Source organism: Micromonospora sp. NPDC053740 (genome assembly GCF_040677775.1).
GTDB classification, from domain to species: Bacteria; Actinomycetota; Actinomycetes; order Mycobacteriales; family Micromonosporaceae; genus Micromonospora; species Micromonospora alfalfae.
Genome location: NZ_JBFASO010000004.1, coordinates 315,011 through 329,897 on the forward strand (window position 1 = coordinate 315,011; position 14,887 = coordinate 329,897).

A 14,887-nucleotide genomic window follows, 5' to 3' on the forward strand; every position below is an offset into this window, starting at 1 on the left:
GCGGTGCCGACTACTGGCCGCCGCTGAGCGCGGCTCGGACGGGTTCCGGCGTCCGGCCCGGGAACCTCTGCTGGAAGTCGACGACTCCGACCCAGGTGGGGCGCAGGCCGATCCGGACCATCCGCAGGCCCGGCTGATCTATCGCCGCCAGGTAGGCGTCGCCCGTCTCGTCGCCCATCCCCGCACGCTGGATGGTGGCGTACTCCGGCAGGACGCCCTCGACCTCGGCCACTGTGACCTTCCCGCGCAGCATGAGCACCTCCGGAAGACCGTCCGCGGTGTCGATGCAGACCGCCACGTCGGGGCGGGCGCTCAGGTCGCGGATCTTGTAAGTGCCGGCGAACGCACCGACGACCAACTCCTCGCCGGTCCACAGGAAGTTCACCGGGATCAACCGCGGCGTTCCGTCCCGGCTGGTGTAGGCGAGGCGCGCCACCGGGGACGTGGCGAGCAACCGCTGCGCCAACGGGGTGTCCAGCAACGTCACGTCACCTTGCGGCGGCAGGTCCATGCCACTCACGCTAGGGGGTCAACTCCTACAGAACAAGTGGCACTCCTAAAAAAGGATCCGGGTACGCTGATGGCCATGGTCGGCATGCGTAGCTATGGGGATCCGTGCGGTGTCGCACGTGGACTGGACATCATCGGCGAGCGGTGGGCGCTGCTGGTGGTACGCGACCTACTGCTCGGCCCGAGGCGGTTCAACGATCTGCTCGGCGGCCTACCCGGGGTGAGCCCAAACGTGCTGAGCCAGCGACTGCGCCAGTTGACCGAGTACGGCGTCGTCCGGCGGCGGGACCTGGGCCCGCCGACGCGCGTGCACCTCTACGAGCTGACCGAATGGGGCCGCGCCCTGGAGCCGATCCTGCTGCAGTTCGGGCGCTGGGGAAGCCAGTCCCCCCAACTCCCCGACGGCCCCCTCGGCGTCGACTCCCTGCTGCTCAGCATCAAGGCGGCCTTCGATCCGGCGCGCGCCTCGGACCTCGCCGGCAGCTACGCGTTCCACATCGACGCCGACACCTACCTCGCCGACGTCGCCAACGAGACGGTGCGGCTCCGGCGCGGCACGGCGACCGACCCCGACGCGACGCTCAGCACCGACATCGACACCCTTCGAGCCGTCTGTGGCCATGAGATCACCATGGCGGCGGCGGTTGATTCCGGCGTGGTGCGGATGAGCGGTGACGAGGATGCCAGGCGGCGCCTCACCGATCTGCTCCTTGCGCCGTTCACCCCCGCACCCCAGCCCGCCACGCCCTGACGACCGGCGATCCGCCCCCTCCGGAGAACGCCACCCTCGGCGCGGGCTGACTCCCGGCGACCACCTGACGATGACGGAGATCGCCACGGCCCTCGTGGTTGGACAACCCGTCCCGTTCTCCCGGCGGTGGCGGAGATCGACTCGGGTTTCGTGAAATCGGGGCGTCCTTGGCGGCGGGACGCCCCGACTTCCGTGAACCCGAGTGGATCGTGCTGACAGCGGGACGCGGCACTGTCACGCCGTCGCGGCTGCCCGACCCAGCGGGAACCGCACGCCGGTGAGGTCTTCCGAGACGGCCCAGAGGCGTTGCTGCACGCCCACGTCGTAGGACTCGGGGCTGGAGGTGACCAGCCTCGGGTAGCCGCGCACCTCACCCAGGCCGTCGGGGCCGTAGTACTGCCCGCCGAGGACTGACGGGTCGGTGGCGGCCCGCAGGGTGGGCAGCGCGCCCGCCGTCGCGGGCTGGGTGATCACCGGGGCGAGCCACGTGATCGGCGCGCGGACGACCGCCGGGGCGTTGCGGACCAGTTCGGTGTTGGAGACGCCCGGGTGCGCGGCCACCGCGACGGTGGTGCCGTGCGGAGCGAGCCGGCGCTGCAACTCGTAGGTGAACATCAGATTGGCGAGCTTCGACTGGCCGTAGGCGGCGACCCGGCCGTAGGAACGCTCGAACTGAAGGTCGTCGAAGTGGATGGCGGCGCGGATGCGGTGGCCGGCGCTGCTCACCGTGACCACCCGGGAGCCGGGCACGGGCAGCAGCAGGTCGAGCAGCAGGCCGGTGAACGCGAAGTGGCCCAGGTGGTTGGTGCCGAACTGCATCTCGAAGCCGTCGCGGGTGGTCTGCTTCGGTGTGTACATCACGCCGGCGTTGTTGATCAGCAGGTCGATCCGCTGGTGGGTGGCGCGCAGGTCGGCCGCGGCGGCGCGCACCGATTCCAGCGAGGTCAGATCCAACTCCTGCACGGAGACGTCGCCGTTGATCCGGGCGGCGGCCAGCTTGCCCTTCGCTGTGTCACGAACGGCCAGCACGACCGACGCCCCCCGCTCGGCGAGCCGCCGGGCGGTCTCGAAGCCCAGCCCGGTGTTGGCGCCGGTGACCACTGCCACCCGGCCGTCCTGGCGCGGAATCTGCTGCTCGGTCCACTTCATCTCAGGCTCCCCAATGTACCGCCGGTAACTTATGCTCGAAACGGTAATGTACCGCCGGTACTTTGTCAAGGGACCGCCGGTACCTAAGCTAGGGTTGGCGTCATGACGTTCCAGCGGGCGCGCAGCGAGGAGCAGCGTGAGGTCCGGCGCCGGGCGATCCTGGAGACGACCTCGGCGATGCTCGACGAGATGCCGGTGGCCGAGGTGACCCTCAACGAGCTGAGTCGTCGGGTCGGCCTGGCCAAGACGGCGGTGCTGCGCTATTTCGAGTCCCGCGAGGCGGTGCTGCTCGACCTGCTGGACGACCGGACGACGACCTGGCTGGCCGAGCTGGACCAGGAGTTGACCCACGGCGTCGACCTGAGCCGGCCCGCGACGGAACGGGCGGAGCAGACGGCCGACGTGCTCAGCCGCTCGCTCGCCGCCCACACGGTGCTCTGTGATCTCTTCGGTGCGCAGGGCGGTGTGCTCGAACACAACGTCTCCGTCGAGGCGGTCCGCCGGCACAAACGGGCCGCACTGGGCAACCTCGCGGTGATGGCCGACCTCGTCCTCCGGCACCTGCCGGAGCTCGGCGACAACGCCGAGCTGTTCTGCCTGAACGCCCTGATGATGGCTGGCGCACTGTCCGCCTACACCTCGCCGCCGCCGAGCCTGCTCGCCGTCTACGAGTCCGAACCGGCGCTCGCCGTCCATCACGTCGACCTGCGGACAGCCCTGCGGGTCGCGATCATCACGTCGCTCGTGGGCATGCTGCCGCGCCCCTGATTCGTTGCGGGAAACTCGGTGGTCACGAGGCCGTTCGGGGTCTACCGTGGACCGCCGTGCTCTCAAACGAACAGATCATCGGACAGGCCCTGGACCGGATCGAGGCCGGGTACGTCTTCCCCGAGAAGGTCGCGGACATCGACGCCGCGATCCGCCGTCGTCTCGCGGCAGGTGAGTACAACGACCTGGACGGGCCGGCGCTCTGCGAGACGGTGACCGCCCACCTTCAGCAGGCGTGTCCGGACAAACATCTGCGGCTGCTGTGGTCGGACCAGCCGCAGTCGCTGGATCCCGCCGACGAGGACGGCGGACGGGCCGCGTTCCTCGCGCTCCTCAGGACGGAGAACCAGGGAATCCGCCGGGTCGAGCACCTGGACGGCAACGTCGGGCTCATCGACGTGCGGCGCATCGCGTACGCCGACGAAGGCGCCGCCGCGATCGGCGCGGCCATGCAACTGGTCGCCCTCAGCTCCGCGCTCATCCTGGACCTGCGCGCCTGCTCCGGCGGAACACCGGAGGGCGCCGCGATGTGGTGCAGCTACTTCTTCCGCGACGACCAGGTGCACCTCAACGACTTCTACGAGCGGTCCACCGGCGCCACCCGCCAGTTCTGGACGACCGCGCACCTGCCCGCACCGCGCTACGCGGACCGCCCGGTCTCCGTGCTCACCAGCGCGATGACGTTCTCCGGGGGCGAGGACGTGGCGTACACCCTTCAGGCGCACGGCCGGGCCGTGGTCGTCGGTGAGACGACGCGTGGCGGCGCGCATCCGACGGCCCGTCACCCGGTCACCGCACACATCCTCGTGACAGTGCCGACCGCCCGGACGATCAACAGCGTCACCGGCACCAACTGGGAGGGCGTCGGAGTGGTCCCCGACGTACCCGTCCCGGCGGACCAGGCACTCGACACGGCGCTCAAGGCCCTCTCCGGCACCTAGGCACGCGCGTCGGCGGCCGCCCACCCGAAAACGGCACGACGACACACACCCGAGACGTCGCCGCGGCTCGCTGCCGAGACGTCGCCGCGGCTCGTTTCCGGCCCGGCGTGATCGACTCGGGTTCCGTGAAACCGGGGTGTCCGCCGAGCCCGGACACCCCGGTTTCCGTGAACGCGAGTGGATCACCCGCAGCACCTGGAGTCGGAATTAAGAAAGTTAAGGCCCAGACCTTGGAAGTTGAGGATTCTTAAGATACAACTTTAGGTATGACAGAACAGCCGATGGACTGGCAGGAGCTGACCAGCCTGACTCGGGGGCAGCCGTTGGTCGTCGAGCGGGTGCGCCTGGCGAGCAACGGCGTCGCGATCGAGGGCGAGTTCGAGCTGCCGCAGCTGGCTCAGCTCAACGTCGAGGACCAGGTCTTCGTCACGGCGTTCGTGCGCAGCCACGGTTCGATCAAGGAGATGGAACGCATCTTCGGGGTGAGCTACCCGACGATCAAGTCACGTCTCAACCGGATCACACAGATGCTCGACTTCGTCGAGACCGACCCGGCGCCGTCGCGGGCCGACATCATCGACCGGTTACGCCGCGGTGAGATCACCGCACAGCAGGCGTTGACCGAGCTGGGCGGCCGGACGTGATGCCGCAGCTGGTGACCGTCAAGGTCAACCGCCCAGACCGTCGGCCCCTGCGCTTCTGGGTTCCGGTGCTCCCCGTGGCGCTCCTGCTCTTCCCGGTCGTGGTCCTGGTCGTGCTCGCGGCGATCGTGGCCTGCCTGGTGTTCCGCATCGGTGTGGTGCGGGCACTCGGCGCTGGTTGGCGCGTCATCTCCGCGCTGCCCGGCGCCCGCTTCGACATCGAGCACTGCCACACGGCCGTGCTCGTGGCTATCCGATAGGAGAGGTTCGCATGACCGAACAACGCAAGGACATCCTCGACATGCTGGCCGCCGGCAAGATCACCGCGGAGGAGGCGGAGCAGCTCATCGCCGCCCTCGAACGGGACCAGGCACCGGCGGTGGCAGGCCACGACGCCAAGCCGAAGGGCAAGGTGAAATACCTGCGGGTGGTGGTGGACGCCACCGACAACGGCGAGCCGTCGCGGGTCAACGTGCGAGTGCCACTGCAACTGCTGCGAGCTGGCGTACGGCTGGCGGCGCTGGTCCCGCCGCAGGCCCTGGTCAAGGCCAACGCCTCACTCAGCGACTCGGGTGTGCCGATCGACCTGACGCAGCTCAAGCCCGAGCAGTTGGAGGCGCTCGTGGAGCACCTCGACGACGTGACGGTGGAGGTGGACTCCCCCGATGCCACAGTGCGGGTCTTCTGCGAATAGGCGTCGTCCGATGGGACGGCCCCTCGAGAGGGTGCTGGAACACCCTCCCGAGGCTGCGCCCGCCGCAGCAGAGCACAGGTGAACTGCCAACCTGAAGTCTAGCCACTCACCGGCAACCAGCGGAGGGACCACTCGGACGGGTGGTCCCTCCGCTGGTTGCCGTGAGGCACCAACACCCCTGATGGTGCGCGGAATCGTGGGGACGTGAAGACGCGGATCAGCTGGGCGGGGGCGGGCACTCCAGGACCGCGATCGAGTTGCCGGCGAACAGCGTCAGGTGCGGGTGCCCGGAGAAGATCTGAACCGCCTCGTCGTGCGAGCCCGCTTCGACAATGGTGTAGCCGGTCAGCGCGTCGGTGAAGTCCTCGACACCCTGCGCGGTGACCAGCTTCTTCGCGTTCAGTGGAGCGCCGGGGTCGACGATGGCCTTCTCGTTGGCCTGCGCCCACGACGCCCAGGCGTTGATGAACTCGGTCTGCTGCTGTTCGGTGAGTTCGGCCTTGCCGACCTCATCAGCCGCGCCGTTGAAGAGCGCAAGAAACCTGCCCATTCCCGCATCCTAACGGCGGCCTGGCCAGGCCGCCCCGAGCCACGATCTCAGGTTGCCCGCCGATGGCATCATCGATCCGATGAACGTTCGTCGCCTGGCGGCCATCGACATGTACGGCAGCCGAGGAACCACGCGCCGACGGCGGATCATTCTGGCCGAGTTCCTCGTCGGCGTGGTGCTGATGGTGACGTGGGGCTGCTGGCTACTGGCGTCAGCGAACGGTTTCGGCACCCGAGCATTCGGCCTGTGGTTGGTCGGCGCGGGTCTCAACTACGCGCCACTGTCCCTGTACGCGCTCGCGCTGATGCGGCCCGGCGCCCTCGACTCCGAGTTGACCGGCGTCGACACCAACGGGGAACTGCGCCGCTACACGGTGCTTCAGCTCTGGGTCTTCGTGCCGCTCGCCCTCGTCGTGTTCGCCATCCGTGACGCACTCGCCCGGCGTAGGACGCGGACGACAGCTCCCTGACCACCGCCCAAACCGGTGGACTACCTGACATGGCTCGGCTGGTCAGCTCTTGGCCTGGCTGCGACGGGTCCGCCGACGGGGCTTGTCGTCGCCGCCGGCTAGCCGGGTGAAGGTGAGCATGTTCGCCAGCGCCACGGCGATGATCGCGAGGCCGACCTGGATCGCGAGCACCACCCAGTCCCAGCGCAGCACCCACACCTGGACGCCGGCTCCGTCGTCGATGCCGAGCGCCCTGGCGACCACTGTGCCCAGCACCGCCGAGCCGACGCCGATGACGAACGTGGCGACGACGCCGATCCGTTGCCTCCCCGGCAGGATGAGTCGTCCGAGCAGGCCGACGAGGGCGCCGATGAGCACCGCGCCGAGATAACCAGTTACCAGCATTGCTGTCTCTCCCCTCCAGCAGTGCCCAGATACATGCCCGAATCTCACGTTCCCGGAAACCCCGCCCCGGTCGCGGTCCGGTTCAGGGCCTGCCGGTGGTTGGTCGCTCGCGCCCAGCACACCGACGATCAGGGCCGGCGGGAATGTCGCTCTGATCCAATACGCTGCCGGAGCTTTGACACCTGAGCGGAGGACGCACATGGCCCGCCCCTACAAACCCGGCCCGAAGCAGTTCGTCTTCGCCGTCGGTGATGGCAACGATCACCATGTCTCGGTGGGCGACCCTCAGGAGGCCTACGTGGCGTTCTCCGCGTTCTTCCGGGGCCGGGAGTCCGACACCTACACCGTCACCGACGAAGCGGCGAGGCAGAGTTTGGTCCTCATGCCCAGCCTGGGAGTGATCTCCCGGATCACTGACGCGGACCACCCTCGGTCGGAACACCTCCGGGTCGACAGACCCAACCGCTACCTGCCGAGCGCGATGCTGTTCTTCGAGAACGGGTACGCCGGCCTCGACCACTTTGGCCAGTGGTTCTCCGACCTCTCCGACCTCGACGCGGCACCGGAGATGCGGGGTGCCGCCCGCGCCGCCACCTTCACGACGGAGGCGGCGGCGATCGACGAGGTGGGCCGGATCTGGGCGGATTCCGGCTACGTCGACCCGACCGACCAGTACTACATCTTCTTCGACTCGCATGACATCGACGACGACCGGGCCGAACGAGCCGAACTGCTCACGTTGATCGAGTTCCTCGGTCTCGAACGGGTCGACGCCCCGGCCGATGCCGCCGGGGGCGAGGTCTGGGTGCGCAGCGACCCACGCCTCGACGCCGAATGCGAACGGTGGGCGTGAACAGGTGACAGACATCGTTTTTGCACGCAGCGGCAGCCTCTGGATCCCGAGCGTCATTCGGGAGGACGGCGAGCTGAAGCTGATGCTCGCCGCCGGTGCCGACGCCAACCATGAGCCGCGCACTTTCACGTTCCCGATCTCCGAAGCCCACCTTGCGGTGATCAGGGTGGACCTGGCCAGGCACCTGCTGCTGTGGAGCGCGGTCCTACCGCTGTGCGACGCCGCCGGCACCCGGGGCTCGCTCGACGAGAACGCCGCCGTAGCGCTACTGGACCCGGTCCTGCTCTCCCCGCCCGCCGACGTCGACGCGCTCTTTCGGCGCCTCCGGTGGGACCGGACCCGGCTCGTCGCCCACGGCGCCGACATCCGCCTCCTGGAGCGCGGTCAGGTCTGCGAGGCGGTGCGCGCGGCGACGGAGGAGGCGAACGAGAAGCGTGCGCAGGAGCATCACGCGGACCGCCAACGTGCCGAGCGGGGCGTGACCCTCGGGCCACTCGACGCGCAGATCCTGCGGTACACGGGCCAGTACCTGCACGGCGCGACAATTCCACGGCGAAGCCCCGACGCGGTCGACCCCGCACTCCTGCCCCAGGTCATCCAGGTGATCGCCGTTGCCGAGCAGGCGTGCGCCGGGATGCGGATCGGTCTCGACCCGCGGCGGGGACACCGGGCCACCGACAAGCGCGACTGGGGCCGGATGACGGCGACGGTCGACAACGCCGTGCGCCGCGCGTACCCCGAACTCGTCGACGACGCGGTGCGGACGGTGAGCTTCCTGATGTGCTCGGAGGCTGCGGACCGCTCCCGCAGCGGCCCGGTGGACGACCCGGAGGCTGCCGGCGGCCTCGGTGAGAGCGCGAGAAAGACGCCCCTGACCTTCACCGACGACAAGGGCGTCGGGAAGACGTGGCTACGGGACGGCCCTCGCACCGCCTCCGCCGAATTCTGGGAGTTCGTCGCCGATCGCTCCGCCGGGGACAACGACGTGTTCACCATCGAGGACGAGAAGATGGGCGAGGGGATCCAGCTGCACTTCTACGCGGACTCCATCGCCCGGATCACGACCGTGCGACAAGCTGGGTCGGATCCGCAGTACCAGGTCGAGTACCGCCTGGTCGACGGGATCGGCGGGTACCGCAACCTGGTGAGCGCCTTCGTCCGCGGCGGCTGCGCCGCACTCGACCAACACGGCCCCTGGATGTCGGACCCGCCGGGTTAGCGGCGTAGGCAGAAGGGATGGCCGGCCGGGTCGCGCAGGACGCGAAAACGGTCCGGCCCGAACTGCTGCTCTTCTTTGACGGCTCCGAGTTCGATGGCGCGCGCCTCAGCGTCGTCGAGGGTGTCGGGGTCGTCGGCGGCCAGGTCGAAGTGGATCTGCTGCGACCGCTCGCCGGAGGGCCAGGTCGGTGGCCGGTAGTCGTCGACGCGAACGGCGCCGAGGATCAGCGAACGCGCCTTGACCGCACAGAAGTCCGGTGTCTGGACCGCGACCTCACCATCGAGCATGGCGGCCCAGAAGCGGGCCAGGTCGGCCGGGTCGGGGCAGTCCAGGTTGATCGCGGCGATGTGAGCTACCGGCATGGCTCCTCCAGAGGGCGGGATACTGATCGACCCTAGCATTCAAAATGACGGTCTGCTCTTTTTTGCGCTCGACCACCTCCGCGAGGTTGCCGTCCGACACCCGGACGCCGGACGAGGGTTCGCGGGCCGGCAGCGATCCGGCGCAGCGCGCCCGCCTAGTCGTTGATGATCGCCATCAACGCTGCGGCATAGGGTGCGGGGTCCACGTCGCCGCGGACCGCCAGTTGCAGGCTGTAACTGACGCAGAGGGCCACGAACGCTTCGGCGATTTGTCCGGCTCGCGGGCGCTGACGGTCGGGCACCAGCTCGGCGATCGCGGCCCGCATGGCGGAGAGCTGTCGTTGCACAACTGCGGCCAGCAGCGGCGATACCGCCGCCTCGGCGTAGATCTGGGCAACCAACCGGGCATGGTGGGCGTCCCGGGCCTGGGTACGCACATGCTCGAGGAAACCCCCCACCGCCTCGGCGGTGAGCGCCCTCGGCAGCGCGTCGGTCCCCTGCTCGCAGACCGCGACGACGATCTCGTCCTTGCTCGTGAAGTACCGGTAGATGGCTCCATTGGAGAGCCCGGACTCGGAGACGATGTCGGCCATCGACGTGTGGGCGAAGCCGTGGCTGGCGAACCGAGCGCGGGCGGCGTCCACGATCTGCTGGCGGCGAGAGTCGAGATGCGCTTGACTAACCCTGGGCATAAAGAGTGACCCCTCGTTTTTCTTGCTACTGTCGAGAGCGTACCTCCTCGCACCGGAACTCAGGAGCCCTCCATGCGCTACCAGACCTTCGGCCGCCTGACCGGACTGCGCGTGTCGCAGTACGCGCTCGGGACAGCGAACTTCAGCACCTCGGACGCCGGCGCCGGCCCGGAGGCCTCACGACAGATCTTCGAGGCCTTCGTCAGCGCCGGCGGCACCACCTTCGACACCTCCAACCTGTACCGGGACGGGGAGGCCGAGAGCGTGCTGGGCGGGCTACTCGGGCGTCAGCGGGACGACTTCGTGATCATCACCAAGTACAGCGGGAGCAGGCAAGCCCAGCCGCGCCCCGGCACAACCGGCAACAGCCGCAAGATCATGGTCCGGTCTCTCGAGGCGAGTCTGCGCCGCCTGAACACCGACTACGTCGACATCTTCATGCCGCACTTCCCCGACGGCGTCACACCGATCGAGGAGATCCTTGCCGGGTTCGACGACCTGATCCGCTCCGGCAAGATCCTGCACGGCGCCCTGTCCAACTTCCCCGCCTGGCGAGTCGCCGGCGCCGCAGTCCACGCCGACCTACGCGGCTTGGCCCCCCTGGTCGGCATACAGACGGAATACAGCCTGGCCGAACGCTCCGCCGACCGGGAGCTGCTGCCGATGGCGCAGGCCCACGGCCTGGGCGCGGTCCTCTATTCCCCGCTGGCCGGCGGCCTGCTGACCGGCAAGTATCGACAGGGTGCACAGGGCCGGCTGACCGCCCGGGGCGACAGGGTCGAAGGCACGGCGCAGCGCACCGCCGTCGTCGACGCCGTACTGGCGATTGCCGAGGAACTCGGTGTGAGCGCGACCCAGGTCGCCCTGGCCTGGCTGCATCGCCGGGCCGCGCTGGCCCCCACGGCCATGATCCCGATCGTCGGCCCGCGCACCTTGACCCAGCTGGAGGAATACCTGACGTCTCTCGACCTCGACCTCAGCGACCAGCACTACCGGCGTCTGGACGACGTCAGTGCCGTCCGGCCCGGAGCCCCGCACGAGGATGTCGCGGCCGCACTGGATCAGGGCGTCGACGGTGACCGCACCCTGCTCGACCTTCCTCCCGTTCCCGCCATCTGAGGACGCGGCATCGTCCCCAGGCTGCCGGCACAGCGCATGGTCAGCGGGTGAGGCCGACCAGCGTCGCCAGTCGCGCCACGCCGGCCGGCGCCGGCCGCGCGCGGGCAACATCGGCGATCACCGTACGCGCCAACGGCCGGCACCGAACCTCAGCCGGCGCGACACTGTCCGCGTCCACCAACGCGCGTGCCGCCCCACGCAGGTCACCCACCTGGAGGTACGCCCGCGCGACGTCGACCAGGTACGCGCCCCGGTACTCGGCCGGCAACCGCCGCCACCCCTCCCGCCGCACCACTGTCGAGTGCCTCCGCAGCGCCTCGGCGGCGTCACCCCGCTGTGCCGCCACGAGCACTCGCGCCAGCTCAACGGCGACCGGCCCGAAGCTGGTGCGGTGCGTGTCGTCGTACCCCCTCAGGCTGGCGGCGATCCCTGCCGCCCGGTCGGTCAGCTCGTCGGCGCGGCGGTGCTCGCCACAGCCGGCGGCAGCGAGCGCGGCCTGCGCCAGCAACGTCCCACCCACCGCCCTCCCCCGGTGGCCGCCCTGCCCATCACCCCCGCTCCCGCTCTCGTGATCAAGAGGTTTCGGGCAATTTTGATCGCCAAAGAGCCCGCAAACCTCTTGATCACCGGGGTTGGCTAACTGTGGGAGGACGCGGTTGGCGGTGGGGAGCAGCGCGGTTAGGGCCAGGCGGTCGCGGTTTTGCGCGCGGAGCGCCTGGGCTACCTCGATGGTTGCTGCCGCCGCGAGGAGCCTGTCGTCGCCGGCTGCGGTCATCGCCCGGTCGGCGGCCAGCCACCCCAGGTCGGCTTCGCCGAGCTTGACCAGCAGCGATGAGGTGATCCGGTACGCCTGCACCAGCAGCTCCGCCGACCGCGCACCCTGGGCGGCGTCGAGCAGACAGGGCAGCAGGCGCACCAACTGCCCGTAGTGCGCGTGCTGATAGGTCAACCAGGCATGCCCGATCTGCCGTCTCAGCTCGTCCGTCTGCGGTGGAGCCTGCGCGATGTCATAGCGGGCGAGCGCGGCCCGGATGTCGTCCACCCCGTCCGGCGTGCCCGCCGGGGTGCTCCGCGGCTGGCCGAGCAGCACCTCCGGGTCGACCCGCAGGACGTGGGCCAGTTCCTGGATCACCGAGTACCGGTCCAGGGCGCGGGCACCCCGCTCGACCTTGTACACCCAGCTCTTCGACCTGCGCAACCGATCGGCGAGCATCTGCTGCGTCATCGACCGCCGCACCCGCCAGCTCGCCACGCGGCGGCCTATCGGGATGTCATCGTTTGTCACGCCGCCACCGCCGGTCCGGGACCGCGCGGGTCGTGTCATCCACGGGTACGCGTTCCGCCTCGGCCTGGGCCAGGAGGCGCTGTTTGGCGGCCTCCCGCTCGGCCGCGTCGCTGTTGTTCTCCGGAGCGTTGTCGTTCTGACTGCTCATCCCCGCCTCCTCCGGTGGAGGCCCAGCAGCTCAGGGTCGACCGTTGCCGCGCTGGACCATCAGGACGTGCTCACGTCCCAAACCGGACAGTAGGGCGGATTGGTGATGCAGTGATTACTGGCAGTTACGCGGCCAGGTTGATGCCGATGCGGCCGGCGAGCAGGCGCAACTCGTCGGGGATGGCTCGGCGCTGGGCGCGCTGGGCCAGGGTCACCACGGCATCGCGGGCGAGGGGGTTGATGGCGAACGGGATCGGCGCCGCCCGCTCGGCCTGCACGAATGCGGCGAGGGCTTCTGCATCTCGCCGACCGCCGTCTGCCAGCGCTCGCCCAATGTCGAGCCAGTACGACAATTGCCGGTTGGACGCCTTGAGCACCTGCGGGCGGATCGTCTGGGACAGCTCGATTATCTTGCCGTACTCGCCCTACTCAGCCGCGATGGACATTTTCCAGAGCCCCACATTGGTTGGCCCGAAGCAGCAGCCGTTGAAGCCGCCTCCGTCGGCCGGATCTCCCAGACTCGCCGCCTCACGGCCGGCCTCCGCGAGGTGGTCGCGGGCAACGTCCGGGCGACCGTCCACGGTCAAGGCCAGCGCTGCCATGAGGTGGAGCTGACCAAGCATCTGCCGCACCCGGACGTCGGAGGCGTCGCCCTGAAGCTCCACCAGCGACCGGTCACTGACTCTGGCGGCCAAGCGGGCGGACTCGATCGGCAGGCTCTGCGCGTAGATGAACCGGGATGCGCCGATCCACGCTCGATCTTCGACGTCCTCAGCAGCCGACACGGATATCCGGGAGGTGTTGAGGGCCAGGTGGCGATAGCCGAGGTGCCGAAGACAGGTAGAGGCTAGGTAAGCAACCTGAGCGAGGGAGGCACCTCCCACGGCAGCGGCTTCGAGCAGCAGGCTCGGAAGCATGCGGGCCATGGCCGGGTAGTTGCACGAATTGCGGAGCTGATCGGCACGGGCGATCTCGGCCGTCAGGCGTTCCGTTGTGAAGGTCGACGGGCGGCGCTCGCCGTCCTCGATCTCGATCAGGGCCGACCAGACCGCCGGCACGCATTCGGCCGCGCCCTCACGGGCCGGATCTCCGGACTCCGTGCCCTGGCCAAGCAGGTCGGCGACCGTGACCTGGAGCGCGGCAGCGAGAGCCACCAAAGTGGAGCGGCGGTCGATGGTCTTCCGCCCCGACTCGACCTGCGACACGTACGACTGGGTGACGCCCGCGAGCCCAGCGAGAACGGCCTGCGTCATGCCGCCCCGGCGCATCCGCCAGTACCGGATCCTGGCCCCAATGGTGTCCGGCTTCGTCACCATGCCTACACCCACCCCAGGTAGAGGACCAGGACAGCGGCCACGCCATGCTATCCCGCACGTTTGGACGGTACACCGACAGCAGCCAAGTGATGCCGCTGAATGCCCCGAGAGGCGTCGCAGGCTCATCTGCACTTGGCCCAACTCAATCGTCAGAGTTGGCTAGGGTTTGCCGGATGACCTGAACGAGCCAGCCGAGTGCCTAGTACTGGTGCCCGCACGGCCCCCGAATCCGCCGATGACCGGCATCCGATCATCACCACGGAAGGTTGCTCGTCGTCGTTCGCAGGCAATACACCACGCGCCTCGACAAGCGCTGTCATTTGAATGAGAAATCGCTCGAGCGCTGCTCCGCTTGATGGTTCAGCGCGCTCGACCCTGGTGCCGGCCTTCTCAGCAGTCGGTTCAACTCGCTGGGCGCAGTCGAGAATCGGTGGTGGAGCCCACGACGAGGCCGTTGTCGGCGATTGCCCACGACGCTCATAGCGACGCAGAACCTCGATGACGGTGATCCTGGGAAGGACCACCTTCATACGGGGTTCTGCGGGCAACGAATCCGGGCGCGTCCGGACCGCTGATCGAGCCAGCTACTCCAAGCCACTACTCGGAAAGGCCCAGTGGAGGATCAGCAGGGGGTCAGCTGCCAAGTCACCTTCGTCACGTTGACCGGTATATACAGGTCGCCCCCGGTCCCGCCGGCAGGAGCGCAGTTCTTGAAGGGAATCGACGAGCCGAGCATGAACCCGGATATTACGGCGTCGCGGCCTGTGCCATTGTAGAAGTTGAATCCCTGGATGCTGCCGGTCCACTCGCTGTTGGTCGTCAGAGACGGCGTCTCCACGGGACCCTGCGGCGGGTGATTCCAGTTGGGCCAGATGCAGAGCATGCCCTGCGGGCAGTTCCCGGACCCCGCGCCTTGTACCGACACTCCGGGTGCTGCCGCCGAGGCGGCGGGGGCGGCGGCCAGCGCGCCTGCGACGGACGCGGTGATGGCGATGGCGATGGATTTCAACAGCACGGTTCACCTGCTCTTAGATAGA

The 14,887-nt window shown here is 68.9% G+C and carries 19 protein-coding genes and 1 pseudogene; 10 read left to right on the forward strand and 10 right to left on the reverse strand.

The window, feature by feature from the left end; all coding sequences use genetic code 11:
- Positions 1-10: 10 nt before the first annotated feature.
- Complete coding sequence (locus AB0K35_RS14260; RefSeq protein ID WP_363885537.1) at positions 11-511, reverse strand: pyridoxamine 5'-phosphate oxidase family protein; 501 nt, start codon at positions 509-511, stop codon at positions 11-13.
- A 75-nt stretch (positions 512-586) separates the two neighbouring features.
- Here AB0K35_RS14260 and AB0K35_RS14265 point away from each other — a divergent pair, with 75 nt between their 5' ends.
- The gene (locus AB0K35_RS14265) at positions 587-1,261 is read left to right on the forward strand and encodes a winged helix-turn-helix transcriptional regulator (RefSeq protein WP_363885539.1); all 675 of its coding nucleotides are present in this window, start codon (positions 587-589) and stop codon (positions 1,259-1,261) included.
- Between the two features lie 234 nt (positions 1,262-1,495).
- Here the strand turns inward: AB0K35_RS14265 and AB0K35_RS14270 are convergent, their stop codons facing one another.
- Positions 1,496-2,410: an SDR family NAD(P)-dependent oxidoreductase gene (locus AB0K35_RS14270; protein ID WP_238672096.1), complete on the reverse strand. Its 915-nt coding sequence runs from the start codon at positions 2,408-2,410 to the stop codon at positions 1,496-1,498.
- 102 nt (positions 2,411-2,512) lie between these two features.
- On the opposite strand from AB0K35_RS14270, the gene AB0K35_RS14275 reads away from it, so the two are divergent.
- The 5 genes from AB0K35_RS14275 (at position 2,513) to AB0K35_RS14295 (ending at position 5,454) form a co-directional block, all read left to right on the forward strand.
- Complete coding sequence (locus tag AB0K35_RS14275) at positions 2,513-3,178, forward strand: TetR family transcriptional regulator (RefSeq protein WP_363885541.1); 666 nt, start codon at positions 2,513-2,515, stop codon at positions 3,176-3,178.
- Between the two features lie 56 nt (positions 3,179-3,234).
- Positions 3,235-4,119: a S41 family peptidase gene (locus AB0K35_RS14280; protein WP_363885543.1), complete on the forward strand. Its 885-nt coding sequence runs from the start codon at positions 3,235-3,237 to the stop codon at positions 4,117-4,119.
- A 266-nt stretch (positions 4,120-4,385) separates the two neighbouring features.
- A complete protein-coding gene (locus tag AB0K35_RS14285; RefSeq protein WP_238672093.1) occupies positions 4,386-4,763 on the forward strand; it encodes a DUF2089 domain-containing protein in 378 nt (125 codons plus the stop codon).
- Complete coding sequence (locus tag AB0K35_RS14290; protein WP_238672092.1) at positions 4,763-5,020, forward strand: hypothetical protein; 258 nt, start codon at positions 4,763-4,765, stop codon at positions 5,018-5,020. Before AB0K35_RS14285 ends, AB0K35_RS14290 begins: the two co-directional genes overlap by 1 nt.
- Before the next feature lie 11 nt (positions 5,021-5,031).
- Positions 5,032-5,454: a DUF2089 domain-containing protein gene (locus tag AB0K35_RS14295; protein ID WP_238672091.1), complete on the forward strand. Its 423-nt coding sequence runs from the start codon at positions 5,032-5,034 to the stop codon at positions 5,452-5,454.
- 217 nt (positions 5,455-5,671) lie between these two features.
- Here the strand turns inward: AB0K35_RS14295 and AB0K35_RS14300 are convergent, their stop codons facing one another.
- On the reverse strand, positions 5,672-6,004 hold the full coding sequence (locus AB0K35_RS14300; protein WP_238672090.1) for a hypothetical protein: 333 nt from the start codon (positions 6,002-6,004) through the stop codon (positions 5,672-5,674).
- A gap of 79 nt (positions 6,005-6,083) precedes the next feature.
- On the opposite strand from AB0K35_RS14300, the gene AB0K35_RS14305 reads away from it, so the two are divergent.
- A complete protein-coding gene (locus AB0K35_RS14305; protein ID WP_363885546.1) occupies positions 6,084-6,473 on the forward strand; it encodes a hypothetical protein in 390 nt (129 codons plus the stop codon).
- Positions 6,474-6,515: 42 nt separating this feature from the next.
- Here AB0K35_RS14305 and AB0K35_RS14310 read toward each other — a convergent pair whose 3' ends face one another.
- Positions 6,516-6,857, reverse strand: coding sequence for a GlsB/YeaQ/YmgE family stress response membrane protein (locus AB0K35_RS14310; protein WP_363885548.1), 342 nt, complete (start codon positions 6,855-6,857; stop codon positions 6,516-6,518).
- 199 nt (positions 6,858-7,056) lie between these two features.
- Here AB0K35_RS14310 and AB0K35_RS14315 point away from each other — a divergent pair, with 199 nt between their 5' ends.
- Together AB0K35_RS14315 and AB0K35_RS14320 are read left to right on the forward strand one after the other, a co-directional pair.
- Complete coding sequence (locus tag AB0K35_RS14315) at positions 7,057-7,710, forward strand: hypothetical protein (RefSeq protein ID WP_363885550.1); 654 nt, start codon at positions 7,057-7,059, stop codon at positions 7,708-7,710.
- 4 nt (positions 7,711-7,714) lie between these two features.
- Positions 7,715-8,929 (forward strand): DUF6357 family protein, encoded by a 1,215-nt coding sequence (locus AB0K35_RS14320; protein ID WP_363885552.1) that lies wholly within the window; start codon positions 7,715-7,717, stop codon positions 8,927-8,929.
- On the opposite strand, the gene AB0K35_RS14325 is transcribed toward AB0K35_RS14320, so the two are convergent.
- Positions 8,926-9,291 carry a VOC family protein gene (locus AB0K35_RS14325; RefSeq protein WP_363885554.1) on the reverse strand — a complete coding sequence of 122 codons (366 nt, stop codon included), beginning with the start codon at positions 9,289-9,291 and terminating at the stop codon, positions 8,926-8,928. The genes AB0K35_RS14320 and AB0K35_RS14325 overlap by 4 nt on opposite strands.
- Before the next feature lie 155 nt (positions 9,292-9,446).
- Positions 9,447-9,983 (reverse strand): TetR/AcrR family transcriptional regulator, encoded by a 537-nt coding sequence (locus AB0K35_RS14330; protein WP_363885556.1) that lies wholly within the window; start codon positions 9,981-9,983, stop codon positions 9,447-9,449.
- 72 nt (positions 9,984-10,055) lie between these two features.
- On the opposite strand from AB0K35_RS14330, the gene AB0K35_RS14335 reads away from it, so the two are divergent.
- Positions 10,056-11,102 (forward strand): aldo/keto reductase, encoded by a 1,047-nt coding sequence (locus AB0K35_RS14335; protein WP_363885558.1) that lies wholly within the window; start codon positions 10,056-10,058, stop codon positions 11,100-11,102.
- Positions 11,103-11,142: 40 nt separating this feature from the next.
- Here AB0K35_RS14335 and AB0K35_RS14340 read toward each other — a convergent pair whose 3' ends face one another.
- The 4 genes and pseudogenes from AB0K35_RS14340 to AB0K35_RS14355 form a co-directional block, all read right to left on the reverse strand.
- Complete coding sequence (locus AB0K35_RS14340; RefSeq protein ID WP_363885560.1) at positions 11,143-12,426, reverse strand: helix-turn-helix transcriptional regulator; 1,284 nt, start codon at positions 12,424-12,426, stop codon at positions 11,143-11,145.
- Complete coding sequence (locus AB0K35_RS14345; protein WP_363885562.1) at positions 12,374-12,535, reverse strand: hypothetical protein; 162 nt, start codon at positions 12,533-12,535, stop codon at positions 12,374-12,376. The genes AB0K35_RS14340 and AB0K35_RS14345 overlap by 53 nt, the downstream gene beginning before the upstream one ends.
- A gap of 124 nt (positions 12,536-12,659) precedes the next feature.
- Positions 12,660-13,850: pseudogene (locus AB0K35_RS14350) on the reverse strand (helix-turn-helix domain-containing protein).
- 622 nt (positions 13,851-14,472) lie between these two features.
- Positions 14,473-14,865, reverse strand: coding sequence for a hypothetical protein (locus AB0K35_RS14355; RefSeq protein WP_363885564.1), 393 nt, complete (start codon positions 14,863-14,865; stop codon positions 14,473-14,475).
- Between the last annotated feature and the right edge of the window lie 22 nt (positions 14,866-14,887).